This is a genomic window from Candidatus Pelagibacter sp. PS_11 (assembly GCF_059417975.1).
The window spans coordinates 708920-734617 of sequence record NZ_CM182075.1 but is presented as its reverse complement, the minus strand read 5'-3'; the positions used below and the strand labels follow the sequence as shown (position 1 = coordinate 734617).

Annotated in this window: 28 protein-coding genes, 1 tRNA gene and 1 pseudogene; 19 read left to right on the top strand and 11 right to left on the bottom strand. The window is 29.0% G+C overall.

All coding sequences use genetic code 11. The annotated features are described in order from the left end of the window. Positions 1-18: 18 nt before the first annotated feature. The 5 genes and pseudogenes from AC5SLT_RS03865 (at position 19) to AC5SLT_RS03845 (ending at position 4447) form a co-directional block, all read left to right on the top strand. Entirely contained in the window at positions 19-378 is a 360-nt protein-coding gene (locus AC5SLT_RS03865; RefSeq protein WP_494591241.1) for a hypothetical protein, read from the top strand. A 104-nt stretch (positions 379-482) separates the two neighbouring features. Continuing rightward, complete coding sequence (locus AC5SLT_RS03860) at positions 483-1709, top strand: DegT/DnrJ/EryC1/StrS family aminotransferase (protein WP_494591240.1); 1227 nt, start codon at positions 483-485, stop codon at positions 1707-1709. Continuing rightward, positions 1706-2529 (top strand): annotated as a pseudogene (locus tag AC5SLT_RS03855) (NAD-dependent epimerase/dehydratase family protein). Before AC5SLT_RS03860 ends, AC5SLT_RS03855 begins: the two are co-directional and overlap by 4 nt. Beyond that, positions 2526-3254, top strand: a complete 729-nt coding sequence (locus tag AC5SLT_RS03850; protein WP_494591239.1) for a glycosyltransferase — start codon at positions 2526-2528, stop codon at positions 3252-3254. Before AC5SLT_RS03855 ends, AC5SLT_RS03850 begins: the two are co-directional and overlap by 4 nt. After that, a complete protein-coding gene (locus tag AC5SLT_RS03845) occupies positions 3251-4447 on the top strand; it encodes a hypothetical protein (RefSeq protein ID WP_494591238.1) in 1197 nt (398 codons plus the stop codon). The genes AC5SLT_RS03850 and AC5SLT_RS03845 overlap by 4 nt, the downstream gene beginning before the upstream one ends. 249 nt (positions 4448-4696) lie before the next feature. Here the strand turns inward: AC5SLT_RS03845 and AC5SLT_RS03840 are convergent, their stop codons facing one another. From AC5SLT_RS03840 to AC5SLT_RS03815, 6 genes are read right to left on the bottom strand one after another with little or no spacing between them, the layout of a single operon-like run. Further along, positions 4697-5848, bottom strand: a complete 1152-nt coding sequence (locus AC5SLT_RS03840; RefSeq protein ID WP_494591237.1) for a M24 family metallopeptidase — start codon at positions 5846-5848, stop codon at positions 4697-4699. Positions 5849-5866: 18 nt separating this feature from the next. Next, positions 5867-6643, bottom strand: coding sequence for a fumarylacetoacetate hydrolase (locus AC5SLT_RS03835; protein WP_494591236.1), 777 nt, complete (start codon positions 6641-6643; stop codon positions 5867-5869). Beyond that, positions 6643-7443: a M23 family metallopeptidase gene (locus AC5SLT_RS03830; protein ID WP_271616042.1), complete on the bottom strand. Its 801-nt coding sequence runs from the start codon at positions 7441-7443 to the stop codon at positions 6643-6645. The genes AC5SLT_RS03835 and AC5SLT_RS03830 overlap by 1 nt, the downstream gene beginning before the upstream one ends. Next, positions 7428-8186 carry an SDR family NAD(P)-dependent oxidoreductase gene (locus AC5SLT_RS03825; RefSeq protein WP_018414038.1) on the bottom strand — a complete coding sequence of 253 codons (759 nt, stop codon included), beginning with the start codon at positions 8184-8186 and terminating at the stop codon, positions 7428-7430. Before AC5SLT_RS03825 ends, AC5SLT_RS03830 begins: the two co-directional genes overlap by 16 nt. Beyond that, complete coding sequence (locus AC5SLT_RS03820; protein ID WP_020169329.1) at positions 8187-8777, bottom strand: TerC family protein; 591 nt, start codon at positions 8775-8777, stop codon at positions 8187-8189. After that, entirely contained in the window at positions 8777-10372 is a 1596-nt protein-coding gene (locus AC5SLT_RS03815; RefSeq protein ID WP_494591235.1) for a GMC family oxidoreductase, read from the bottom strand. The genes AC5SLT_RS03820 and AC5SLT_RS03815 overlap by 1 nt, the downstream gene beginning before the upstream one ends. Before the next feature lie 151 nt (positions 10373-10523). Here AC5SLT_RS03815 and AC5SLT_RS03810 point away from each other — a divergent pair, with 151 nt between their 5' ends. The 6 genes from AC5SLT_RS03810 to AC5SLT_RS03785 all read left to right on the top strand — a co-directional run bounded on the left by AC5SLT_RS03810 (position 10524) and on the right by AC5SLT_RS03785 (position 16746). After that, on the top strand, positions 10524-11618 hold the full coding sequence (locus AC5SLT_RS03810; protein WP_018414041.1) for a TRAP transporter substrate-binding protein: 1095 nt from the start codon (positions 10524-10526) through the stop codon (positions 11616-11618). A gap of 69 nt (positions 11619-11687) precedes the next feature. Further along, on the top strand, positions 11688-12335 hold the full coding sequence (locus AC5SLT_RS03805; protein WP_034391601.1) for a TRAP transporter small permease subunit: 648 nt from the start codon (positions 11688-11690) through the stop codon (positions 12333-12335). After that, positions 12335-13669, top strand: coding sequence for a TRAP transporter large permease (locus AC5SLT_RS03800; protein WP_494591234.1), 1335 nt, complete (start codon positions 12335-12337; stop codon positions 13667-13669). Before AC5SLT_RS03805 ends, AC5SLT_RS03800 begins: the two co-directional genes overlap by 1 nt. A 25-nt stretch (positions 13670-13694) precedes the next feature. Continuing rightward, positions 13695-15152 carry a cytosine permease gene (locus tag AC5SLT_RS03795; protein ID WP_494591233.1) on the top strand — a complete coding sequence of 486 codons (1458 nt, stop codon included), beginning with the start codon at positions 13695-13697 and terminating at the stop codon, positions 15150-15152. A gap of 4 nt (positions 15153-15156) precedes the next feature. Further along, entirely contained in the window at positions 15157-15903 is a 747-nt protein-coding gene (locus AC5SLT_RS03790; RefSeq protein ID WP_020169333.1) for an SDR family NAD(P)-dependent oxidoreductase, read from the top strand. A gap of 201 nt (positions 15904-16104) precedes the next feature. Then, positions 16105-16746 (top strand): DUF3047 domain-containing protein, encoded by a 642-nt coding sequence (locus tag AC5SLT_RS03785; protein ID WP_006997048.1) that lies wholly within the window; start codon positions 16105-16107, stop codon positions 16744-16746. 2 nt (positions 16747-16748) lie between these two features. Here AC5SLT_RS03785 and AC5SLT_RS03780 read toward each other — a convergent pair whose 3' ends face one another. Next, positions 16749-16886, bottom strand: a complete 138-nt coding sequence (locus tag AC5SLT_RS03780; protein ID WP_006997047.1) for a hypothetical protein — start codon at positions 16884-16886, stop codon at positions 16749-16751. A gap of 57 nt (positions 16887-16943) precedes the next feature. Here AC5SLT_RS03780 and AC5SLT_RS03775 point away from each other — a divergent pair, with 57 nt between their 5' ends. Beyond that, positions 16944-17369, top strand: coding sequence for a YbgC/FadM family acyl-CoA thioesterase (locus AC5SLT_RS03775; RefSeq protein WP_018414049.1), 426 nt, complete (start codon positions 16944-16946; stop codon positions 17367-17369). On the opposite strand, the gene AC5SLT_RS03770 is transcribed toward AC5SLT_RS03775, so the two are convergent. Continuing rightward, entirely contained in the window at positions 17362-18036 is a 675-nt protein-coding gene (locus tag AC5SLT_RS03770; protein WP_494591232.1) for a uracil-DNA glycosylase, read from the bottom strand. The genes AC5SLT_RS03775 and AC5SLT_RS03770 overlap by 8 nt on opposite strands. Before the next feature lie 2 nt (positions 18037-18038). Between AC5SLT_RS03770 and AC5SLT_RS03765 the strand changes: the two genes are divergently transcribed. Together AC5SLT_RS03765 and AC5SLT_RS03760 are read left to right on the top strand one after the other, a co-directional pair. After that, positions 18039-18590, top strand: a complete 552-nt coding sequence (locus AC5SLT_RS03765) for a histidine phosphatase family protein (RefSeq protein WP_494591231.1) — start codon at positions 18039-18041, stop codon at positions 18588-18590. Between the two features lie 18 nt (positions 18591-18608). Further along, on the top strand, positions 18609-18746 hold the full coding sequence (locus tag AC5SLT_RS03760; protein WP_020169337.1) for a hypothetical protein: 138 nt from the start codon (positions 18609-18611) through the stop codon (positions 18744-18746). On the opposite strand, the gene AC5SLT_RS03755 is transcribed toward AC5SLT_RS03760, so the two are convergent. From AC5SLT_RS03755 to AC5SLT_RS03745, 3 genes are read right to left on the bottom strand one after another with little or no spacing between them, the layout of a single operon-like run. After that, complete coding sequence (locus tag AC5SLT_RS03755; RefSeq protein ID WP_494591230.1) at positions 18743-19177, bottom strand: hypothetical protein; 435 nt, start codon at positions 19175-19177, stop codon at positions 18743-18745. The two genes, AC5SLT_RS03760 and AC5SLT_RS03755, sit on opposite strands and share 4 nt — an antisense overlap. Beyond that, on the bottom strand, positions 19164-19334 hold the full coding sequence (locus AC5SLT_RS03750) for a hypothetical protein (protein ID WP_006997042.1): 171 nt from the start codon (positions 19332-19334) through the stop codon (positions 19164-19166). The genes AC5SLT_RS03755 and AC5SLT_RS03750 overlap by 14 nt, the downstream gene beginning before the upstream one ends. After that, positions 19327-19578 carry a DUF1289 domain-containing protein gene (locus AC5SLT_RS03745; protein WP_494591229.1) on the bottom strand — a complete coding sequence of 84 codons (252 nt, stop codon included), beginning with the start codon at positions 19576-19578 and terminating at the stop codon, positions 19327-19329. The genes AC5SLT_RS03750 and AC5SLT_RS03745 overlap by 8 nt, the downstream gene beginning before the upstream one ends. A 101-nt stretch (positions 19579-19679) precedes the next feature. On the opposite strand from AC5SLT_RS03745, the gene AC5SLT_RS03740 reads away from it, so the two are divergent. From AC5SLT_RS03740 to lon, 5 genes are all read left to right on the top strand, one after another. Further along, positions 19680-19764 (top strand) — tRNA-Leu (locus AC5SLT_RS03740). Positions 19765-19780: 16 nt separating this feature from the next. Beyond that, complete coding sequence (gene tig, locus AC5SLT_RS03735; RefSeq protein WP_494591228.1) at positions 19781-21202, top strand: trigger factor; 1422 nt, start codon at positions 19781-19783, stop codon at positions 21200-21202. A gap of 31 nt (positions 21203-21233) precedes the next feature. Then, a complete protein-coding gene (gene clpP, locus AC5SLT_RS03730) occupies positions 21234-21845 on the top strand; it encodes an ATP-dependent Clp endopeptidase proteolytic subunit ClpP (RefSeq protein WP_006997039.1) in 612 nt (203 codons plus the stop codon). A gap of 91 nt (positions 21846-21936) precedes the next feature. After that, entirely contained in the window at positions 21937-23205 is a 1269-nt protein-coding gene (clpX, locus tag AC5SLT_RS03725) for an ATP-dependent Clp protease ATP-binding subunit ClpX (protein ID WP_006997038.1), read from the top strand. Positions 23206-23264: 59 nt separating this feature from the next. Then, positions 23265-25649: an endopeptidase La gene (lon, locus tag AC5SLT_RS03720; RefSeq protein WP_494591227.1), complete on the top strand. Its 2385-nt coding sequence runs from the start codon at positions 23265-23267 to the stop codon at positions 25647-25649. Positions 25650-25698: the final 49 nt, after the last annotated feature.

The window sequence follows — 25698 nt, the reverse complement described above, 5'->3', positions numbered from 1 at the left end:
AGAACAATTAAATCAGAGTTGGATAAAAGATCTTTAAATCAAAAGCTTGGAATTAAAAAAAGATTTCCAACTTTACCTGAAGGTATTATAGAAACTAGTTGGTCAGGAATTGTATCTAGAAGTAGAAATAGCTCGCAAATTTTTGAAAAAATTGATGAGTGTATATTTGCAGCAGGTTGTTATAATGGTTCTGGCATTGGTGTGGGGACTTTATTTGGTGAACAAATAGCTTTTAAAGCAAGCAATATCAACACAAAAGAAATTTTAATAATCGAGTCTAAAATTGAACCATCTCGTATCCCACCAGAACCAATTCTTAGTATAAGTGTAAAAATTAGATTAATTTATGAAAGATTTAAAGCTTTATCAGAAATCTAAAAAAAATAATTTTAGAAATGGTCTTATTTAAAATCTATATATAAGCTATATATTTAAAGTGACATTTAAATTAATTATCACATAACTTTAGATTATAAAAATTTATGAAAAAAAATTTATTAAATTTATTTAACATAAAAAAAAATAGCAATAAAAAATTTTATCACCCATTACATGAGGATGCACTGAATAAAGAAGATTTATTAGAAGCTGTTAAAGTATTGATCAGTAGACAGTTAACAATGTCAAAAAAAACAATTGAATTTGAAAATTATTTTAAAAAAAAATTAGGACTAAATTATTGTTTAATGGTAAACTCAGGATCTTCAGCAAATTTGTTGGCTTTATTTACTTTAATAAATCCAAAAAAAAAAAATAGATTAAAAATTGGTGATGAATGTTTGGTACCGGCGGTATGTTGGGCCACCTCATTGTGGCCTGTAATTCAAGCTGGTTTAACACCAAAATTAATAGATGTAGATTTAAACTCTTTCTCTATTAACCTTGATTTGATTAAAAAGAACATAACAAAAAAAACTAAAGCTATCATGATGATTAATGTTTTGGGTAATTGTTCTGAAATTGATAAAATTCAAAGATTTGCAAAAGAAAAAAATATATATTTGATAGAAGATAATTGTGAGTCTTTAGGCTCTAAATACAAAAATAAATATCTTGGATCCTATGGTGATTTTAGTTCTTTTTCATTTTATTATTCACACCAAATTACTGCTGGTGAAGGTGGAATGATAGCTTGTAAAAAAAAAGAAGATTATGATTTATTAAAAACTTTAAGAGCTCACGGATGGGATAGAGATTTAACTAAAAGTAAGAATAAAAAATTTAATTTTATTAATTCTGGTTTTAATTTAAGGCCTTTAGAAGTTTCTGCAGCCATAGGATTAAATCAATTTAAAAGACTATCTAAAATGATGTCTATAAGAACTTATAATAGAAATAAAATAGTTAATACTCTTCAAAAATCAAATAATTGGAATGAACAATTTACTTTTTTTAATCATAAAAAAGATTTGAAACCTAGTTGGTTTGGATTTCCATTATTAATAAGCCCTAAATTTAAAAAAAATAAAGATAAATTTTTAAAGTTTTTAAATAATAATAACTTAGAAACCAGACCAATTATTAGTGGTAATTTTGTAAATCAACCCGCTATAAAACTATATGATATTAAATATAACAAACATGAACTTAAAAATTCTAATGAAATTGATAAAAGAGGTTTTTTTATTGGACTTCCTACAGTTAAGTTGACTCAAAAAAAGTTAGATAAAATAAGTGATTTACTACTTAGTGTATCAAATTTGAAATGATTACTTGTGCAATAACAGGCTCAAATGGAGTGCTTGGTAAAAAATTAAAAAGAAAATTACCCTATAGATTTTATGAATTTAAGAAAGATATAAGAGATGTAAAGAGTGTTGAAGATTGGGTTTTAAAAAAGGATTTTGATATAGTAATTCATCTTGCTGCAGTAGTTGCAGTGGATGAAGTTAACAAAAGCTATAAAAAAGCTTATGATATTAATGTTAATGGCACTTTAAACTTGATTAATTCAATTCTAAAAAAAAAAATAAACCCAAATGGTTTTTTTTTGCATCAACTTCCCATGTTTATAAGCCAACATTGAAACTTAGAATAATTAATGAAAAAAATATTACAAATCCACAAAATAAATATGGAAAAACTAAATTAATTGCTGAAAAACTTATTAAAAATTTATTAAAAAACAATTCTATAAAATTTTGTATAGGTAGAATTTTTAGTTTTACTGATAGTAAACAAAAATCACCATACGTTATACCAAATATTATTAAAAAGATTAAATCAAAAAATAAAATTATTACTTTCAAGAATTTAAATAATTTCAGAGATTTTCTAAATATCAAAGATATTGTCCTCGCAATAGATACTCTAAGAAAAAATAAAGCATTTGGTGTTTACAATATAGGCTCTGGCATAAGTTTTGATTTAAGAAAAATTGCTACAATTTTTTCCAAAAAATATAATAAAAAGATTAATTTTCAAAGTTTATCTAAACCTTCTTTTTTAATTTCCAATAATAAAAAAATTAAGAAATTAGGATGGAAACCCACTAAATTTAATAATAAAATTGAATATTTTTTTAAATGAAAAAGATAAATATTGTAATTCCCACATTTAATGAAGATAAAAATATTTTGCCTTTAATTAAAAATATTAAAAAATATGTGCCACATGCTTATATATGTATTGTTGATGATTCAAAAAAAAATAATGTTGGTAGAATTTTAAAAAAAAATAATCTTCATAAAGTAATTTATTTTCATAGAAAAAATAAGAAAGGAAGGGGTTCTGCGGTTATATATGGATTTAAGAAACTATTTAATAAAAACTTAGATCAAATTTTTATAGAAATGGATGCTGATTTTTCTCATAAGCCATCAGAGTTAAAAAAAAATATTAGATTATTTAAAAAAAATAAAAGTGATTTACTAATTGCAAGTAGATATCTTAAAAAAAGTAAAATTTTAAATTGGTCAATATCTCGAAGAATATTATCAAAAGTCTCAAATATTTTAGCAAAAACTATTTTGAAGGTTAATATCAGTGACTATACTAATGGTTTTAGAATCTATTCAAATAATTCTATTAATTTGATAATTAAGAAATGTGGACGTATTGGTGACGGATTTATTGTTTTGTCCGAAATACTCATGGTTATTCATGTTAATAATTTAATAATTAATGAGACTCACTCAATTTTTAAAAACAGAGTTAGGGGTGAAAGCTCGGTAAATATTAAGCTAATTTTTCATTCTTTAATAGGGCTATTAAAACTTTTTTTAATTAAGAAGAAATATAAATTATTAAAATGAAAAAAATTCAATTGTCAATTTTACCCTTTCTATTAGCAACCTTTGTTATTTACTTATCAATCAATGACCATTTATGGGTTATTTTTTGGAAAACTTTAAATATACCCGCAGTTATACCTCCATTTTCTGATTTAGATTCCATTACAAAAACTTTATTGAGTAAAAACTTTGGTTTCAATGTTTACTTGGAAAATCCATACGACCCAACACATGGTGTTTATATGTATCCATCTATATGGCTAACTATATTTGATTTTTTAAAATTATATAATTTAACTTATTTTAAAATTTTCAACTTTATTATAATTTTGATCTATTTTTTTGTGATACAAGATATTTATCTTAGAAATTCAAAAATCAAATCAAAATTTATCTTAATTATTTTTTTCTTTTCAACGACAAATTTTTTGATTTTAGAAAGACTAAATATTGAAATTATAATATTTTCCTTAATTTATTTTGCAATTATTTCTAGAAATTATATCTTGAAGTCACTACTTTTTTTAATTGCTTTAGCAGGAAAAGTTTTTCCAATTTTTTCTATATTTTTATTTATAGCAAATAAGCGTTTCTTTTATCTAATTTTATTTTTTTCTATTTTATATTTATTTTTAATTAAAGATGAAATTTATTTTATGTCGACAAATATGATTGAGTATGCGCGAATTTTTGCATATGGTTCAGGCTCCATATCGAAAGCAATTTATTATTATTCTAGAGAGTATAATTTATTTATTAATGATGAAAATTATATCTATCTAAAATTAATAATTATTTTTTTGTTTTCAGTTATTGCAATTACTCTTTTTAAAATTAATTTTATATCTGGTGATAAACCCTTAGAAAAAAATATTAACTTAGATGATGCTTTATTTTTAGCTGGTGGAGGTATTTATTTAGGAACATTTATTTTTTCTGCAAATGTTGACTACAGGCTTGTTTTTTTATTATTAACCTTTTCTTTTATGTTAAAAATTAATAATTCTCTTATAAAAAATATTTATATTATCTCATGCTTAATAATATTTAACAGTTTTATATTTGAAGGGGGAGACCCATACTCAATTAAATATTTTATTAAAGCTGGTTTTATATACTCACTTAAGTTTATTGTATTTGTAGTTATTTGTTATTTTTTTGGTGTAGTTCTAAATAAATATTTTAAAATTCAAATAAAGAGTAATTGGAATTAATCCAAATCATATACATGCTCAAAATAATTTAGGAATAATTTTTCAAAATTTAGGACTAGATGACTAAAACCAACATCTAATAGTCAGATATGTAAGAACCTAATACTGTAAGTGTAAGTCTTTATTTAAAAGCTAAAACTACGTTTGGTTTCCAACAGGACCCCTATGATAACAGGACCCCTATGATAATAGTAGAAGTTATAATTAAGCTTATTTATTGAAACTAGAAGCAAACTGGAAGATAGAGCCCTATAAGACTACTAAATCCAACTTTTGCTTACCTAATCTCTCGTTACCATTCTCGGTCACCAAATAGGTTTCACCTAAATTCATAGCTAGTTTACTATCTGAATCCATTAAGATCATGTGCATAAAGAAGACATTACCAGGAACAATCTTATAAGGATTACCTGTGTATAGCATTGGCCAGTCCATCCAATTGGGTGAGAAGGTTGTCCCTAATGAATAACCACAAGCATTCATTCTGGCTTTATTGTATCCAAGATCATCAAAAGTTTTAGCATGTACATCAAATACATCTCCAGCAGTTTTTCCTGGTATTAAAGTTTTTGCACAATTGGTTAAAGCCTCAAGACATGCCTCATGCATTTTAATGTGCTTTGGATCAGCTTTACCAATAGGAATAGTTCTAAACATTGCAGAGTGATAATGTTTATAAGTACCAGCCCATTCAATAGTTAACTGATCAGTATCTGATAAAATTCTTTTCTCGGATTGATATCTGCATAATAATGCATTGTGTCCAGAGCCTATAATATATTCATTTGCTGGATAATCACCGCCACCTTCTAAAACAACTCTTTGCATTTCAGCTAAAATTTTTGCTTCACTAGCACCAGCTTTTGCATATTTCCATGCTTCATCTAGCGCTTGATCAGCAAGTTCTGCAGCTTTTTTTACATAAACAATTTCTTCAATAGATTTAACAACCCTATGTTTGGTGATTAATTCTGATTGATCTGCTACCTCACAATAACCTTTTAGAGATTTATTAAGTCTTAAAGCATTACGACCTGTCATACCGTAAGCTTCGTATTCAACTCCGATTTTTTTATCTTTTAGATTTAATTCATTTAAGATGATTTTAAGATCATCTGTTGGATTAGACTGGTCTTTATCTATCCAAATTCTTATATCTTCAATATTTGAAGTGTTTTGAGCCTGTCTTAAATCTGGAGCCCTTGTTAAAAGAATAATATTTCCTTTATGGTCTAATATTAATGTTTGAAAGAAAACATAACCAAAGGTATCGTAGCCTGTAAGCCAAAACATAGATTCTTGTCTGAACATTAAAAGAGCATCAAGATTTTGCTCTTTCATTGATTTTAATGTAGCCAGTTTTCTTTTCTCAAATTCTTGTTTACTAAAGTGTAACGCCATTAATAAATTTTTTAAAAATTAATGAATAATTGCTTTGGCAGATCCAAGTTGATCTACTTTTCCAGTGTAAAGACCTTTACCTAAAATTGGCACAACCCCAACAGTTGATCCAGTGAATACATAAAAATCTTTATCAAGATTTACTTTATCTTTTTTTAATTCATTCAAAACAAATCTAAGTGAATTAAGTGGATTTATATAAACAGTATTTGTATTTCCATTAACACTTTGCCCAATTTTTTTATTAGTAATATTTGTCTTTAAGTTTCCAATTTTTATTCTTTTGTATTTCTTCTTTTGACCAATCAAAAATTTAACGTTAGCACCAAAGTCACTACATAAATCTCCAAAACTAGTAATGCCTTTTTTCTTTTGTCTATAACCTATAACCTCAATACAAGCTGCCATGTGAGAAATATGTTTTGTTATATTTTTCGTTGTAATTAATCCTTTTGATGAGAAAAAGTTTTTCTTAATTAGGTAACAAACCTCAAGTTCTATCCCTAAAGTTGATTTATTAATTTTTACTTTTTTTCCACTTTTTAAAAAATTCTTTTTAAAGATTGCAGCATAGAAAGGTTTTTTTTCTTTAAGTTTTTTCATGACGGGTATACCTGTCCCTGCAGCTTTAAATCCTATTATTGGATCTTTAACTTTACTCTCACATAATTTTCTTAGCTTTTGAGCTTCACTTAATGTTTTTGTAAATTTTATTGGAAGTGGTGCAATAATTTTATTGTTAACAAATGCATTAACTAATTTATCTGCTGTTTTTTCTAATATGGTTTTTTTCATTATTGAATGTTTAATATAGTTGCAGGATCTAGTCTAGTACCAAACCAATTAAGTCTTACATCAAGATGAGGTCCTGTTGATCTACCAGAGGAACCAACTGTAGCAATGATATCTCCTTTTTTAACATGATCACCTACATTTACAAAAATTTCATCCATATGCATGTAAAGAGTTGAAACACCATGACCGTGGTCAAATATTAAAGTTGCTCCAGTATAAAATAAGTCCTTTTCAGCCAGAGTAACAACACCGTTATTCATTGCTTTAACTGGAGTACCTTTTTTTTGAGCAAAATCTAAACCATAATGAGGCCATTTGGGTATGCCATTTAAAATTCTTTGACTGCCATAAACACCAGTAATTATTGCATCATCAACTGGGATAATAAACTTTTCTTTAAAAAACTGTAAGTCACTTTCAATTTCTCTTGCATCAGCTATTAATTTGTTTTCCCTTTTTATTCTTGCATAAAATTCTTCAGGTGGTGTAACTTTTTTTTTAGGTAAGCCTTCAATTTTTTGAATATTATATTTTCTTTTTTTAATTTTTTTTACAATTTTGTTATTATTTTCAGTAATTGTAATGTCAAATTTTCTATCTTTTTCAATTCCAAATGCAAAATAACCATCTTTTGTGACTTTAACTTTTTTTTTATCTACAAAAATTGATGACCCAGGCTCAGTTTTTCCAATAATGTAATGTCCTTGAATGAATTTTCCCTGAAACTCTACGGCAAAAGATTGAGTTGAAAAAAATAACGCTACTAATGAAAGTAATCTATATATTACTTTGCTGTCCATCCACCGTCTACTAGGATTGATGTAGCTGTAATCATCGATGAAGCAGATGAAGCTAAAAAACAAACGCTTGTTGCAACATCACTTTCTGTTGCTAATTTTCCCATAGGAATATTCCCTAAAGCTAATTTTTTAAATTCTTTATTTTTAAAAAATCTTTTAACCATTGGTGTTGCTACAAAAGTAGGGGCCACTGTATTTACTCTAATATTGTTTTTTGCAAGCTCAACACCCATACCTTTAGTCAAACCTTCAATACCAAATTTTGTCATATTATAAACATTTCTGCCAGACATTCCAACATGACCAAGTTGAGATGACATATTAATAATAGATCCACCTCTTTTTTTATTTTTTAACATTTTTTTAACAACTAATTGAGCAACATTAAAAGCAGCTTTAAGGTTTAAATCTACTAAGTAGTTCATGCTTTCTTGTTTAATTTTTTCAAAAGGTTCTGGAATATTTGTCCCAGCATTATTAACCAAAATATCTATAATCTTAATCTTATCTAGTTTTTCTTTAAGATCTTCATAATTCATTACATCACAATTAACTTTGATAACTTTACCTTTTATCTTTTTTATTTCTTTTTCAAGTTTATCAAGATCTGATTGAGTTCTACTTAAAGCAATGATTGTAGCTCCAGCTTCAGCTAGAGCAATTGAGCAGGCTCTTCCCAATCCTTTGCCAGCACCTGTAACTAATGCATATTTGTTTTTAAGATTTATTTTTTGTAAGTACATTTAAATAAATAACTTTAAATCCGTATAAATTAATTCGATAGCAACAACCAGTATAGCAATTAAACCAATCCAGGCTATCCATTTATATTCATTAATCCATCTTGAAATTACAGTAGCTGCTGTTGCCATAAGAATTATTGATAAAGCTAAACCAAATATTAATAATACATAGTGATCACCTGCAGCACCAGCTACACCTAAAACATTATCCAAACTCATCGTAAAATCAGCAAGTAAAACTGTCCATATAGCTTTCATAAAGCTTGAATTGTCTACTTTAATATCTTCTTCACCTGACTGACCTTTAATTACATCTGTGTAGAGTTTGTAGACTATATAAAGAAGAAGCAATCCTCCTATTAATCTTAATCCTGTTATTTGTAATAAATAAGCAGTTAACATGGTTAAAATAATTCTTAAAATTACTGCACCACCTATTCCCCAAAAGATTACTTTTTTTCTTTGTTCGGGTGGAAATTTAGAGGCAACCATTCCAATAATAATGGCATTATCACCAGCTAATACTAAATCGATAAATATAATTTGGCCTAAAATTATAAGTTGTTCAGGCCCGAATAATTCTGCAAACATTAGCTGCTTAATATCATATCAGCACCTTTTTCTGCAATCATTATTGTGGGTGCGTTAGTGTTTCCAGAGGTGATATTGGGCATTATTGATGCATCTATTACTCTTAAATTTTTAATTCCATGAACTTTTAGTTGATCATCAACAACGGCCATATCATCTTGACCCATTTTACATGTTCCAACAGGATGAAAAATAGTTTGAGCATAATCTGCTGCTGCTTTTAAAATATCTTCATCTTCTGTTAAATGAATTCCAGGTCGGTATTCTTCTGGGCTAAATTTTTTAAATGTCTCAGATTCTAAAACAATTTTTCTTGTTAATTTAAGACCAGCTGCTGCAATTTTTCTATCTTCATCTGTCGACAAATAATTCATTTTTATTTTTGCGTAAGTTCGTGAGTCTTTATCTGCTATACTAATATGACCTCTACTAGTTGGTCTAATTTGTGAAACTGTTGGAGTAAAACCATGAAAATCATGGTTTTTGGTAGCTCCCAATGTATCCATACTCATTGGCTGAACATGCCATTGTAAATCAGGCAGCTCTAATGAAGGATCACTTTTTGCAAACATACACATCTGACTTGCACCCATAGTCATTGGCCCACTTCTATTAAAGATATATTCTAATCCAATTAACAAGTTACCAAATAAACTATTAATTTTTTTATTAAGAGATTTTATATTTTGTATTTTATATATTGGTCTAAACATTAAATGGTCTTGTAAATTTTCACCTACACCCTTTAATTCATGTACCATTTCAATTCCTAGTTCCTTTAATTTATTTGAATTTCCAACTCCAGATACTTGTAATAATTGTGGAGAACCAATTGCTCCTGAAGATAAGATAATTTCTTTATTTACACTTACAGTGAATATTTCATTTTCAATCCAATACTCAACTTCTTTAGCAACTTTGTTTTCAAAATTAATCTTTTTAACATGCGCTTTTGTAACTATTCTTAAATTAGGTCTTTTCTTAGCTGGGTTTAAATAACCAACAGCAGTACTACATCTAAAGCCATCCTTCTCTGTTACTTGAAAATAACCACAGCCATGATTGTCTCCTGTATTAAAATCTTTAGTTTTTGGAATTCCAAATTCCTCAGCCGCTTTTTGAAACTGATTTAATAAAGGCAATTGTATTCGTTGATCAGAAACAGACAAAGGACCTCCTACACCATGAAATTCACTTTCTCCTCGTTCTTGATTTTCAGCTTTGATGAAATAAGGTAATACATCTTCCCAACTCCAGCCTTTATTTCCTAGCTGCCTCCAAACATCGTAGTCTCTGTGTTGACCCCTAACATAAAGTAGACCATTTATTGATGAGCTACCTCCAAGAGTTTTTCCTCTAGGATACCTTATGGACCTATTGTTCATAGTTTCATCCGGTTCTGTATTATAACACCAATCAACATTGGGGTTATGCATAGTTTTGAAATATCCTACTGGTATATGAATCCATGGGTAATTATCTTTGCCACCAGCCTCAATTAAAAGAACTTTGTTTTTTGGATTTTCAGACAGTCTATTTGCAAGAACACAACCTGCTGATCCAGCTCCTAAAATAATATAATCAAAATTTTCCATCAATTTAGAATGTCTATAATAGTAAAAATTAAAATTCTAGTACTACCAATGCTTATAATCAGTATTTTTCTAATATTAAGACTTGTTTTATTTTTTTATTTTTGAAAAGGTAGTTTTTTTATAAAAAAACACAACAAGAGGAAATATAAATATGAAAAAAATCATATCTTTGTTTGTTGGATCGCTTCTACTTACTGTAATGACAGTAACGGGTGCATCTGCACAAACTCTTAAGTGTCAAACAGTAATTAGTTCAAAAGCTGATGAAGTGGTAATGTTGAAAGACTTCACTGATACAGTAACAGAATTAACTGGTGGATCGCTTAAGTTCGAAATTATGCCAGCTGGATCTGTAGTGGGTGTAAAAGAAACTTTAGATGCAGTTGATAAAGGATTAATTGATTGTGGTTTTGCTTGGACTCACTATTGGTCAGGCGATCACCCAGCAGCTATGTTATTTGGTTCGCCAGTAGCAGGTGCAGGTGTTGGTATCGATAACATCGCTTTTTTATCTTGGTTCCAATATGGTGGTGGTAAAGAACTTTACGACCAACTATGGTCTGAGATGGGAAGAGACATCAAAGGATTTATGTTACAACCAGTAGGACCTGAAGCTTTAGGTTGGTTCAAAGAGCCAATTAATAGCATGGCCGACTTTAGAAAGTACAAGTTCAGAACTCCTCCGGGAATTCCTGGCCAAACTTATAAAGACATTGGTGTAGCTTCTGTTGCAATGGGTGGTGGAGATATTTTACCAGCACTTGAAGCAGGAACAATTGATGCTGCTGAATGGTGTTGTCCTAAGCCAGACATGACATTCGGTTTCCAGAAAGTTCTAAAACATTACTATCTACAAGGTCTTCACCAAGTAGTAGTAAATGCTGATTTCTACATTACAGGATCTAAGTATAAAAAGATGTCTGCTTTAGAGAAAAAAGCTTTAGAAGTTGCTGCGAATGCATCTCTATCAAAATCTATGAGTTACAGAATATATGAAAACGGAAAAGCTCTTGCTGAGTTGACCGGAAAACACGGTGTGATTTTACATGATACTCCAGCAGATTATTTCCCAGCATATATGGCTGCTGCAAAAGCAAGTCTAGAAAAAAATGCTAATGAGAACAAATTCTTTAAAGAAGTTTGGGACTCTCAAAAAGCGTTTGCTGATATTGCAGTTCCTTTCTGGTCTGGATCTCAAATGTCTAATGCTAAGCTAGGAATGGCTCACGCAGCTACTTTAAAGTAGTATTTAGATAAAAAATAAATATAACTAGAGCGGATTTTACGATCCGCTTTAGTTTTTTTTTAAATATTTATGCCAAGAAACCACAAATCTAAAAAACCTCTTAAATCTATAAAGCCTATGAAACTAGACATTTCAGATGAAATGATTGCTGAAAGAAGAGGTGGTTCAGGTAAAATGCCAAGAAATATGCCTAAGTGGATGGCATTAGCAATTACAAAAATTGATTTATTTAATAAATGGGTTGGCAACACAGTTTGCTGGATTACTATACCGTTAATATTTGCAATGGTTTATGAAGTTTTAGCCAGAAAACTTTTCAATGCACCCACTATGTGGGCTTATGACATGAGTAGATTTATGTATGGAGCTTTATTTATGTTGGGAGCTGGTTATGCGCTTTCAAAAGGTGTTCATATTAGAGCAGACTTTTTATACAGAAATTTTAAAACCAAAAACCAAGGAAGAATAGATTTTTGGCTTTACCTAATATTTTATTTTCCAGGACTAAGTGTATTTCTTTATATGTCAACTGGCTTTCTTCAAGAGTCTATCATGAGAGGTGAAAAGGGTATGGACACAGCATGGATGCCTTATATGTGGCCAATTAAAGCTTGTTTGTTTGTCGGAATTATTCTTTTGATTGTTCAAGGGATATCGGAATTATTTAAAAGTTATTGGGCAGCTACTAAAGGTAAGTGGCCTGGAGAGGAGAAATAATGTTAGCTGAATTTATGGATCCTGCTTTATTAGGATTTATTCTTATAGGAGTAATGCTTTTTTCAATTTTTGTAGGCTTTCCAATTTCATTTACCTTAATTTTCTTGGGTTTTGTATTTGGTTATTTGGGATTTGGTAAATTAGTATTCTATTTAATGACCTTGCAGTTTTCTATGGTCATGACAGAGCAAACACTTGCTGCAGTTCCCCTCTTTGTCTTTATGGGAATTATGATGGAGCAAGCTGGATTAATGGAAAGATTATTCTCAGCTTTCCAACTTATGTTAGCTAAAGTAAGAGGCTCACTTTATTATGCTGTGCTTTTCGTTTCTGTAGTTTTTGCTGCAGCAACTGGAATTGTTGGTGCATCAGTTACCATCCTTGGGATTATGGCTGCAAAATCAATGAATAAGTCAGGATACAATGTAAGATTAGCAGCTGGAACTATTACTGCTGGTGGAACGCTTGGAATTTTAATCCCACCTAGCATTATGCTTGTTGTGATGGGTCCAATAATGGAAATTCCTGTAACAGATTTGTTTGCTGCAGCAATAATACCAGGTGTATTGCTTGCAACTCTTTATGGGGCATACACAACAATTAGATGTTGGATAGATCCAAGTTTAGGACCTGTATTACCAAAAGAATTAAGAGCAACAAGTATGAAAGAAGTTTGGGTTGAATTTTTCTTAGGATTAGTTCCACCTGCAGCATTAGTGTTTGCTGCTCTTGGAAGTATCTTGTTTGGATTTGCAACACCAACAGAGGCTGCAGGGTGTGGAGCTATGGGATCTTTACTTTTAGCTTTAGCTTATAGAAAATTAACTTTCAAAAAATTACAAGACTCTCTTGTTAAAACATTAGAAATAGCAGCATTAATTATGGTTTTAGTTGCTGCATCTAACTTCTTTGGAGCTGTATTTTCAAGACTTGGAACACCCATGCTTCTAACGGAATTTTTACTTGGTCTAGAGATGAACAGATACTTAATTCTTGCAATGATTATGGTTATAATTTTTCTTTTAGGTTGGCCTCTAGAATGGGTACCAATCGTAATGATAATAGTTCCAATCATATTGCCTTTAGTAGAAGCACTTGGTTTTAATTTAACTTGGTTTGCAATACTTGTTGCAGTCAATCTCCAGACAGCCTGGCTCTCACCACCAGTCGCCTTATCAGCATATTTTCTTAAAGGTGTTGTTCCAGAGTGGGATCTTAAAGATATTTACTACGGCATGATGCAATTTATGGTAATTCAAATTATAGGATTGATTTTAATAATAATCTTCCCACAAATAGCTTTATGGTTACCAACCTATCTATATGGACAGTAGAACTTATTAGTTTATTATAGTTTTAGTGAATCAGATCAAATCAAAAAATACCCTAATTAACTGGGAATTAGTTGCAGTTAATCCAAATGATAAAAATTGGAATTGGAAAGATCTGTTTTATTTTTGGGCGAATAATATCCAAAGTTTGATTGCTTTTTCTTTAATTGCCTCACTTTATTTGGTTTATGAATTAAATGTTTTTGTAGTTTTAACTGGAAGTTTAATTGCTTCAATATTTGTTTATTTCTTTGCAAATTTAATTGGTAAACCATCCCAAAAATATGGACTTCCTTTTCCAGTAATTTTAAGAACCTCGATTGGAATAAAAGGAGCTAAATATTTTGCTCTATTAAGAGGATTGGTTGGAATTTTCATGTTTGGAATTCAAACATATTTTTTATCAAAACTTTTTAGCTACTTAATTAGAATAACCTTATATTCTATTGATAGTTCACTTTTAGATCAGGATATTTTTTTAGTATTTGTTTTTGGTTTAAATTTAATTGATTGGATAGCATTTGTTTTTGCAATTTTATTACAAGCTTTTTTATTTAGTAAAAGCCATCAGTTTAATAGACTTATAATAAAAGTTTCTGCGATTACCGTTTATTCAGGAATGCTTATATTTTTTTTAACAGTTTTTCTTTATGATGTTAAGGTTACTTCTGCTGCATTTGTTGATATTTTTTCGATACAAAACATTTTAAATAGTAGCAATGTTGCTCCATTGATTACTGTGGCGGCAACTTTATTTGCTTATTTTTCAGTAGTTATTGTCAACTATGGTGACTTTAGTAGATATGTAAAGAATGAGAGTGAATTAAAAAAAGGAAACTTAAGCTTAATATTAAATTTGATAATTTTTTCTTTCTTTGCAGTTTTTATAGTCATTGGATCGGATATTTTTCTAAACAAAAATTTAGAACTCATGGAAAGAATTTTAACAAATCCTACAGATATCATTGGTAAAATTGACAATTCTCAGTTAACTGTGATTGTCTTATTTTTTATTGTTTTTGCATCTGCATCAACAAATTTAATAGCAAATTATGTTCCAGCTCAAAATTCATTACTGAATTTTTTTCCTCAAACTCTTGATTTAAAAAAATCTGCTATTGTTATTACTGTTATTGGTTTTATTGTTGGTATGCTTTGGTTACCATTATTAAGCCAGATTGGAATATTAGCATTTGTAGATACCCTTGGTTCTTTTTTTGGCCCATTATTTGGTGTTATGGTTGTTGATTATTATCTATTAAAAAAAACTAACTTAAATAACAATGAGATTTTTTCTTTAGACGACAAGGGCATGTATTTTTATTCTAATGGCTGGCATTTGAAAGGTATCTACTCTTTAGTTTTAGGTTTTATTTTTGCAGCCTCAACTATCTGGAATGAAAGTTTAATGAGTTTTCACTCTTATTCTTGGATCATTGGAGCATTTGTATCATCTTTGACTTATTATCTTTTAGCTAGTAAATAAACTAATGCATCAGTTTGATTTAAATAATAGAACAGCAATTATCACAGGTGGAGCTCAAGGTTTTGGTCTTGATATAGCAAAAAGATTTTTAAGCTCAGGTGTTAAAACTATTATTTGGGATATAGATGAAAATGAACTTAAAAAAGCTACTCAAGAACTAAACAACCCAAATCTGTCTTATAAAGTTGTTGATGTTTCTAATTATAAAAATGTTAAAGAAACTGTAGATGAAATAACAAAATCTACGAACATTGATATTTTAATTAATAATGCTGGTATTACAGGTTCGACATCCTCTCTATGGGATTATGATGTTGATGAGTGGAATAAAATAGTACAAATTAATTTAATGGGGACTTTTAATTGTTGCAAGTGTGTTGTGCCCAATATGATTAAAAATAATTATGGTAGAATCATCAATGTTGCATCTGTAGCTGGCAAGGATGGTAACGCTAATGCTAGTGCCTACAGTTCAGCTAAAGCAGGAGCTATTGGTTTAACTAAATCATTAGGTAAAGAACTGGCTGATAAAAATATAGCTGTAAACGCTGTTACCCCAGCTGGTGCAAAAACAAGAATTCTTGATCAAATGTCAAAAGAACATGTTGCCAGAATGCTTTCTAAGGTTCCTAGAGGTAGATTTTTAGAGATAGAAGAGTTTACTTCATTAATTTGCTGGCTAGCTTCAGAAGAAAACTCATTTTCAACAGCAGCTGTTTTTGATATTAGTGGTGGTCGTTCTACTTACTAACTAGCACTTTAGAATCAACATTAAGAGACTTACTTTCTTTAGAAATAACTGGTGCCAGTAGAATTATGGACCAATATATTAATAAAACAAATATAGAAATTAATTTCATTCTATTTATATAGTATCCAATATTGATAATTTAATGCTTAAAGTGTGTTCAAATATTGTTTTAAAATTAAATTTAGATATACCCTCAGACTGATGAAATTTTTTTTAATATTATTAGGATATTTATTTTTAATAACAAAACCTTTGTTAGCTGAAAATGTTTATGTTTTCGATTTTACTAACGATGAGCTAAATACATTAAAAGTTAAAAAAGTTAAAGGAGAGACCAGCTGGGCTGTTGGGTCTAACGAAAATGGTAACTTTATAAGAGCAGAGGCTGAAGGTGTTGGGTCAGGCTTGGGAAAAGAAATTAGAATTGATCTTAATAAAACTCCTATTATTAATATTACATGGAAAGTTGAGAAAGATTTATCTGGAATTATTGAAAATAGTAAAAAAGGGCACGATTATGCTGCTAGAGTTTTTGTAATAAAAAAAACAGGTTCTACACCATTATCTAACAGGGCAATTAATTATGTTTTTTCAAGTAATAATGATGTTGGAAAATATTGGCCAAGTCCATATACAAAAAAATCTATTGATTATGTTCTCTCAACCACAAAAAATAACAAAAATACATGGGTTACTGTTAAAGCAAATGTGCAAAAAGATTTTAAGAAACTTCATGAAATTGATGTTACAGAAATTTCAGGTATAGCTATAATGACTGACACTGATAATTCGAAATTAAAAGCTATCTCTTATTATCAAGATATTTATTTTTCAGCTGAATAAGATTATTTAAATACTTTTTTAAGACCAATACTTAAAAAAGATAAAAGTACTGCAACAATTACATCTTCAATGGGTGCAGCATTAGGGACCAAATAATTCCAAGCAATTACACCTAAAAGCCAAATAATATAAACTTTCATTGTTATATTATATCTTAGTTTGATGCTAAAAATATTTATTTTTGATAGTATAAATTCATGCACGAAAATTTTTTTCACAATATAAAGGTTTATTATGAAGACACTGATGCAGGTGGAGTTGTTTATTATGCAAACTATTTGAAGTTTCTTGAAAGAGCAAGAACAGAAGCATTGTTTACAATCGGATTTAATAATAAAAAAATTAAAGAAGATTATGGAGCCTTAATTGTTGTTAAATCTTGTAACATTGAGTACAAAAAACCCTCTTATCTTGAAGACGAGTTAAAAATTAGATCCTTTGTTAAATCTATTACAAAAACTTCTTTTTTTATGTCACAATTTATTTCTAGAGATGACGAATTAATTGTTGAGGCAAAAGTACATTTAGTTTTTGTAGATAAAAATGGAAAACCTATAAAAGTTCCAGAGGACATTTTTAAAGTTTTTAAACCTTATTTTTGCGATAGTATAAAAATTAAATAATTTTCTTAGCCTTCTTTAACAAGCTTACCATTTTTTGTGTATTAATTATTTTTCTATTAACATTTCTTGGACTAGGGTGATAACTAGGAATTAGAATTTTATTATCAGGTAATAAATATTTTACACCGTGAATGAAGATTAATTTTTTATCAAAATGATAATTTTTTTTATAAAATTCTATACAATTATCAAATGAAACTTTACCTAATGCTATAATAACTTTTAAATTTTTTAATAAGTTCAATTCATTTTTAAAAAATGTTGAACAGTTGGATAATTCATTTTTTAAAGGTTTATCTTCTGGAGGGACACATTTAAGAATATTTGTAATATAGGTTTTATTTAATTTTAAACCATCATCAATATGCGTAGAAGTTGATATATTCGATATGTTAGCTTTAAATAAACAGTTAAAAAGAAAATCTCCAGATTTATCTCCAGTGAACGCTCTGCCTGTTCTAGTACCCCCGTGAGCTGCAGGCGCCAGACCTACTATTAATAGTTTAGCGTTAATATCACCAAATCCTGTAACTGGTTTAGCCCAATAAGTTTCCTTTATATTTTGTTTTCTTTTTTCTATAGAAATTTTTTTACTAAACGTAATTAACCTAGGACAACTTTTACATTTAACTATTGAATTATTTAATTTTTTGAATTTTATATCCATATATGAAACTTATAAAATTTTTTTTATTAATACTTTTATCTTTCAATATTTCAGTAAAAGCAAATTCAAATGATGAAATACAAAGTTTGTTAAAAGAAGGTAAAAAATTAATATTTATAAGACATGCAATTGCACCAGGTGGAGGTGATCCATTAGATTTTGATATATTAAAATGTGAAACTCAACGAAATTTAAGCATAGAGGGTATTGAACAATCTAAAAATATTGGGAAGTTTTTTTCACAAAATAATATTAAGATCGATAAGGTGTTATCTAGTGAGTGGTGTAGATGCAAACATACAGCTCAACATGCTTTTGATAAATATGAAACAAAAAGTTTTTTAAATTCATTTTTTAGTGCAAAATTTGCAAGTAATAAAAATAAACAAATTTATGATTTAAAAAAATATATTAATGAATGGAACGGTTATAACAATTTGGTATTAGTTACACATTATGTAACAATTCAAGAAGTACTAAATATTACAACTTCTTCTGGAGAGATAATCATTTCAGACAAAAATTTTAATGTTCTTGCTCGACAAAATTTTTAAAAAATATAAACTAACAAAATGTCATCTAAAAAAGCTATGAAGTTAGCTCAAAAACAAGCTTATGCTAAACATAGAAGCAATATAACTAATACTAGGTTTGGTTCAAAAAAAATAAACTTTACAAGTAAAGTAAATAAGAAAAGTAAAAAATCTTAACTTTCTTTTACGAAAACTTCCACTTTATCACATGTTGAAATTTTTGAGATACCTTGTTCTCCATTTATGACTGTTTTGATTTTAATTAATGGTTTATTTTTTTCAAAAACTAGTTGGGTATAAAATTGTGGGTAACCAATTTTGTCTGTTAGTATTAAGTTCTCATCTTCATAGATAAATCTTTCAATTAAATTTTCTTGTTTAACACTAAGATCAGTAGATTTATATTTTTTAAAAGTTTTACTGTCATAAATATAATTTCTCTTCATTAAAGACTTTTCTAAATCTAAAATATATTCATTTTTAATAAAACCATCTTTTAAATTCTTACAGCCTGTTAAATGCATAATTTCAGATAAAGCAAATGTCTGGAAGCTTACTAATAAGATTGAAAATATACCAAAAAAAAATATTTTTTTACTTTTTTTCATGTTTGTCAGCGTAAAAAAGTGCAATTAATAAAATTGCTGTCCAAATTATCCCTATAAAAGCTTTGGGTCCAGTTTCTGCACTCCATATATTTAAAACCAACGCTCCAAAGATTAACCCCGCAACATAAATTAATATAGCTAAAGTAGATTTACTCATTATTTAAATTCTTTTTATAAAGTGAAATTCCATTTTCAATCTTATGACCATAAGATTCTTTAAAACTCTCTAATTGCCAGCCACTCAGACGTGTTTGAATGATTGTTAAGTTTGATTTTTTCCATTCTTCTGTAGTTTTTTGCATTTTCCACATTTTTTTTTCCTCATTATTTCTTGCACATCCATAACAATATCCTGTTTGAGGATCTGTTTTACATATACTTATACATGGAGAAATAATCATTTTTTTTAAATTACTAGTAAATATAATTGATTATTAATATATTTCATTATTATTGTCATTGGACAAATAGAAACTATCCTATATAAAGCCACAAGAATTGTGGGCGAATGGCGGAATTGGTAGACGCGCTGGTCTTAGGAACCAGTATCGCAAGATGTGAAGGTTCGAGTCCTTTTTCGCCTACCAACAAGCTTAAAAAATTATGAAAGTTACAGTAGAAAATAAAAAAGGTTTAAATAAAGACATTAAAGTTTTCATAGATAAAGAAACTATGAATTCTTATATGGATGAAAAATATGAAGAAATTAAAAAGACTGTTAACTTAAAAGGTTTTAGACCTGGCAAGGTGCCTAAAGAAGTTTTAAAAAGACAATTTGGCCAAGCAATTTTTAGTGAAGTGCTAGATAAAGTTCTTAAAGATACATCAGTTAAAGCTTTAGAAGATAATAAAATTAAGCCAGCTGGACAACCAAAGCTCGATCTTAAAACCTATGGTGAAGATAAAGATTTAGAATATGTAATGTCGATAACAGAACTTCCAAAGGTAGAGTTAAAGTCTGTTGAAAATATTAAATTTGATGAATATTCAGTTAAAATTGACACAAACGAAACAGATAAAAGAATTAAAGAAATAGCCAAAAGTCAGAACAATTTTAAAGAAGTTGCAGCAGATGTTAAAGCAGTAGAGGAAAATTTAGTTATTTTTGACTACAAAGCAACGATTGATGGAAAAGATTTTACTGGTGGTGAAGGAAAAAATACTCAATTAATTCTAGGTAAGGACTTATTTATTAAAGGCTTTGATAAACAGCTTATCGGCGTTAAAAAAAATGATGAAAAATCTGTTGACGTTACTCTGCCTGAAAATTATCCACAAAAAGAATACGCAAATAAGAAAGCTAATTTTATTTGTAAAATTACAGAAGTAAAAAAATCAGAGGAAGTAAAAATAGATGATGTTTTTGCTAAAAACTTAGGTGCAAAAGATCTTGCTGATTTAAAAGTATTAGTTAGTAAACAAATTAATGATGAATATAAAAATTCTCTAGATAAATTGGCAAAAACTCAAATCTTAAAAGAAATTGAAAATTTTAAAGTGGATGAAATTCCGGAAAACTTAATTGAAGAAGAAGTTAAGATTTTATCTCAAGGTATGACTGAAGAAGATTCTAAAAAAAGTAGAAAAAATTTTGAGGAAATCGCTAAAAAAAGAATTAAAGTTGGGTTGATATTAAATGAATTCGGTGAACAAAATAAAATCAAAGTAACTGAACAAGAAGTTCAAGCTGAAGTTCAAAAACAACTTAGAATGATGCCTGGCCAAGAAAAGATGGTTATGGAATTTTATCAAAAAAATCCATCAGCATTAGCTAGCTTAAGAGGAACCGTGTATGAAGAAAAAATTATCGATTTAATTAAAACTAAAGCAAAACCATCTAAAAAAGAAATTAGCAAAGAAGAGGCAGAAAAAATTTTAAAGGAACATCAAAAACAAGATCATAATCATGAACATGACCACGATCATCCTGAGGAAAAAAAAGCTTCAAAATCTACTAAAATTGAAAAAAAACCAAAACCCTCAGCATCTAAAAAACCTTCAACAAAAAAAGTTAGTAAAAAGTAATCACAAGTTGTATAAGTAAGAGAATCAACTTATGACAACAAATTTATTAGATCAAATGAATACTCTTGTACCTATGGTTGTTGAACAATCAAATAAAGGTGAGAGAGCTTATGATATTTATTCAAGACTTCTCAAAGAGAGAATTATTTTTTTGGTAGGACCAATAAATGATAACGTAGCATCTTTAGTTACAGCTCAACTTTTGTTTTTAGAGTCTGAGGATCCAAAAAAAGAAATCAATTTATATATCAATAGTCCTGGAGGACTAGTGACAGCAGGTCTTGGAATTTATGATACTATGCAATACATTAAACCAGATGTTTCAACATTATGTATTGGTCAAGCTGCATCAATGGGTTCATTTTTATTAGCTGCAGGTAAAAAAGGTAAAAGATTTTCTTTGCCAAATTCTAGAATTATGGTTCACCAACCTTCTGCTGGTTTTCAAGGACAAGCTACAGATATTGAAATTCATGCTAACGAGGTTTTAGCCTTGAAAAAAAGACTTAATGAGATTTATTCAAAACATACTGGAAAATCTGTTGATGATGTGAAGAAAGCACTAGAACGTGATAACTTTATGACTCCAGATACCGCAAAAGAGTTTGGTTTGATAGATGAAGTAGTTGAAAATAGATCTTAATACACAACATCTTGACACCCCATTAAACTGATACTTGATTAGTATGAGTCTTCTATATTAAAGTAACTTTACTGATTCGTTTATAAATTATATGACAACAAATAATAAAAATATTCTTTACTGTTCTTTTTGTGGAAAGAGCCAACATGAAGTTAGAAAACTTATTGCAGGTCCAACTGTATTTATATGTGATGAATGCGTTGAACTATGCATGGATATCATCAAAGAAGAAAGTAAAGACACATTTGTTAAACATCAAGATGGGTTACCACCGCCTAAAGAAATTTGTGCTGTATTAGATGATTATGTTATTGGGCAGCCTCACGCAAAAAAAGTTTTATCAGTTGCTGTTCATAATCATTATAAGAGACTTAATTATGAGACTAAAACCAGCAAAACAGTTGAACTTTCAAAATCAAATATTCTTTTAGTTGGTCCAACTGGTTGTGGAAAAACTTTATTAGCTCAAACTCTAGCAAGAATCCTTGACGTTCCTTTCACAATGGCAGATGCAACCACTTTAACAGAAGCAGGTTATGTTGGTGAAGATGTTGAAAATATAATTTTAAAATTATTACAAGCTGCTGATTACAACGTTGAAAAAGCACAACGTGGAATTGTATACATCGATGAAGTTGATAAGATTAGCAGAAAGTCAGAAAACCCTTCTATAACTAGAGACGTGTCTGGAGAAGGTGTACAACAAGCTCTATTAAAAATTATGGAAGGGACAGTGGCGAGCGTTCCACCTCAAGGTGGCAGAAAGCATCCACAACAAGAATTTTTACAAGTAGACACAACAAATATTTTGTTTATTTGTGGTGGAGCATTTGCTGGCTTAGATAAAATAATATCTCAAAGAGATAAAGGTACATCAATAGGATTTGGTGCAAATGTAAAAAAAACAGATGATAAAAAAACAGGTGAGTGGATGAAAACTTTAGAACCTGAAGATTTGTTAAAGTATGGCTTAATCCCAGAATTTATTGGAAGACTTCCAATGATAGCTACATTAGAAGATCTTGATGAAAAATCTCTAGTTAAAATACTACAAGAACCAAAAAACTCGCTAATTAAACAATACCAAGAATTATTTAAATTAGATGGAGCTAAGTTAAGTTTTAAAGAAAATGCGATCAAAGAGATTGCACAAAAAGCAATTAATAAGAAAACTGGGGCTAGAGGCCTTAGATCAATCTTAGAAAATATTTTATTAAAAACAATGTACGATCTTCCAAGTCAAGACAATGTGGAGGAAGTTATTGTAGACGCTAGTGCGGCCAAAGGACTATCTCAACCAATCATAGTTCATTCAAAAAATAGTAGCAAAACAAAGACTGACAAAACTTCTGCTGCCTAATTTCACGTTAATAAGTAATAAATAGCTATTGCAATATCATATTTAATATCCATATTTAGATGATGGATGTAAAAATTGAACGACCTTTATTACCGTTAAGAGATATTGTTGTATTTCCAAATATGGTAGTTCCATTATTTGTTGGTAGAGATAAATCTATTGCCGCTTTAAATGAAGTTATGAAAAAGGACAAAAAAATTGTTCTAGTTACCCAAAAAAATTCAGAAATAGATGACCCTAAAAAAACTGATGTTTTCATGTATGGTTGTGAAGGTAATATTCTTCAGTTATTAAAATTACCAGACGGTACAGTAAAAGTTTTAGTTGAAGGAAGTAAAAGAGTAAAAATTTTAGATTTTAAAGATAATGAGAAATTTATTATTTGTGAATATGCTCATCACCATGATGTAGTAACTAAAGATGAAGACTTAATACCACTAGCAATGACTGCTGTAAGAAGATTAGAAAAACTAACTTCAATTAATAAAAAAGTATCAAGTGAAACGATTAATAATATTAAAAAGTTAACTAATGCATCACACATTGCTGATAATATCGCATCTCACCTAACAGCTACAATTTCAGAGAAGCAACAAATATTTGAAACTATAGATGTTAAGAAAAGACTTAATTCTATAATTAAAATAATGGAGAATGAAACCAGTATTATTGGAGTTGAAAAAAGAATTAGAGGAAGAGTTAAAACTCAAATGGAGAAGACTCAAAGAGAATATTATTTAAATGAACAACTTAAAGCTATTCAAAAGGAATTGGGTGAAATCGAAGATGGAAAAGATGAAACTTCAAGTTTGAATAAATTAATTATTAAAGCAAAAATGCCAAAAGATGTTGAGAAGAAATGTATGGCTGAGCTTAAAAAATTAAAAAATATGAGCCCAATGTCTGCTGAGGCTACTGTTATCAGAAATTATCTTGATTGGATGACAGATCTTCCTTGGTATAAAAAAAGCCAAGTTGATATTGATCTGAAAAAAGCACTTGCAGTTCTTGATGCAGATCATTTTGGTTTAGAAAAAGTTAAAGAGAGAATTATTGAATTTTTAGCAGTCCAAAAAAGAATGGAAAAGATTAAAGGTCCAATTTTATGTTTAGTTGGTCCTCCAGGTGTTGGTAAAACATCATTAGGAAAATCAATTGCAAAAGCTACTAACAGAGAATTTGTAAGAGTTTCTGTAGGTGGTATGAGAGATGAAGCGGAAATAAGAGGACATAGAAGAACTTATATAGGCTCTTTACCTGGTAAAATTATTCAAATGATGAAAAAAGCAGGTACAAAAAATCCACTTATTCTTCTTGATGAAATAGATAAAATTGGAAATGATTATAGAGGAGATCCATCTTCTGCTTTGTTAGAAGCATTAGATCCAGAACAAAACACAACATTTAATGATCATTATCTAGAAGTTGATTATGATTTATCTGACGTCATGTTTGTTACTACAGCTAACACTTTGAATATTTTACCACCGTTATTAGATAGAATGGAAGTCATTAGATTAGCTGGTTATACAGAAGATGAAAAAATTAATATTGCAAATAAGTATCTACTACCCAAACAAGTTAAAGATAATGGAGTTAAAGAAAATGAAATGACTTTATCTGAGGATATAATTAAAGAAATTATCCAAAGCTATACAAAAGAGTCTGGTGTAAGAAACCTAGAAAGAGAAATTTCAAAAGTAGCGAGAAAAGTTGTTAAGAAAGTAGTTTCTGGAGAAGAGAAAGAAGTTAAAATTGATTTAAAAAATTTACCAGACTATTTAGGAATTCAAAAATTTAAATTTGGTGAACTTGAAAGTAAAGATAAAATCGGTGTTGTTACTGGTTTAGCTTGGACTGAATACGGTGGGGAAATTCTTAAAATTGAAACTGTTATAATGCCAGGAAAAGGCAGAATGCAAATTACAGGAAAATTAGGTGAGGTTATGCAAGAGTCTATCAAAGCTGCAAAATCTTTTATTAGATCAAAAAGTTTAGATTATGGAATCATTCCTCCTTTATTTGAAAAAAAGGATTTTCATATTCATGTTCCAGAAGGAGCTACTCCTAAAGATGGACCCTCAGCAGGTATTGGTATGGTCACTTCAATAGTTTCTGCAATCGCAAATAATCCCGTCAGAAGAGATGTTGCAATGACAGGCGAGGTAACATTAACAGGTCAAGTATTGCCAATTGGTGGATTAAAAGAAAAACTATTAGCAGCACACAGAGCTGGGATAAAACAAGTTATAATTCCGAAGGAAAATGAAAAAGATCTTGTTGATATGCCTAAGAAAATTATTGATGATATAAAAATTACTCCTGTTGAGCATGCTGACGAAGTATTAAAAATAGCTTTAACAAAAGAATTAAAAAGAGTTGAGTGGGTCGAGGTTGAGAAAATTTCTCAATCTAATGATAAATCTCAAGCCAGTATTCAATAATTACCAATTTACATTATCTATTCCTTGATGTAATAGTAGCGCTTGTTTT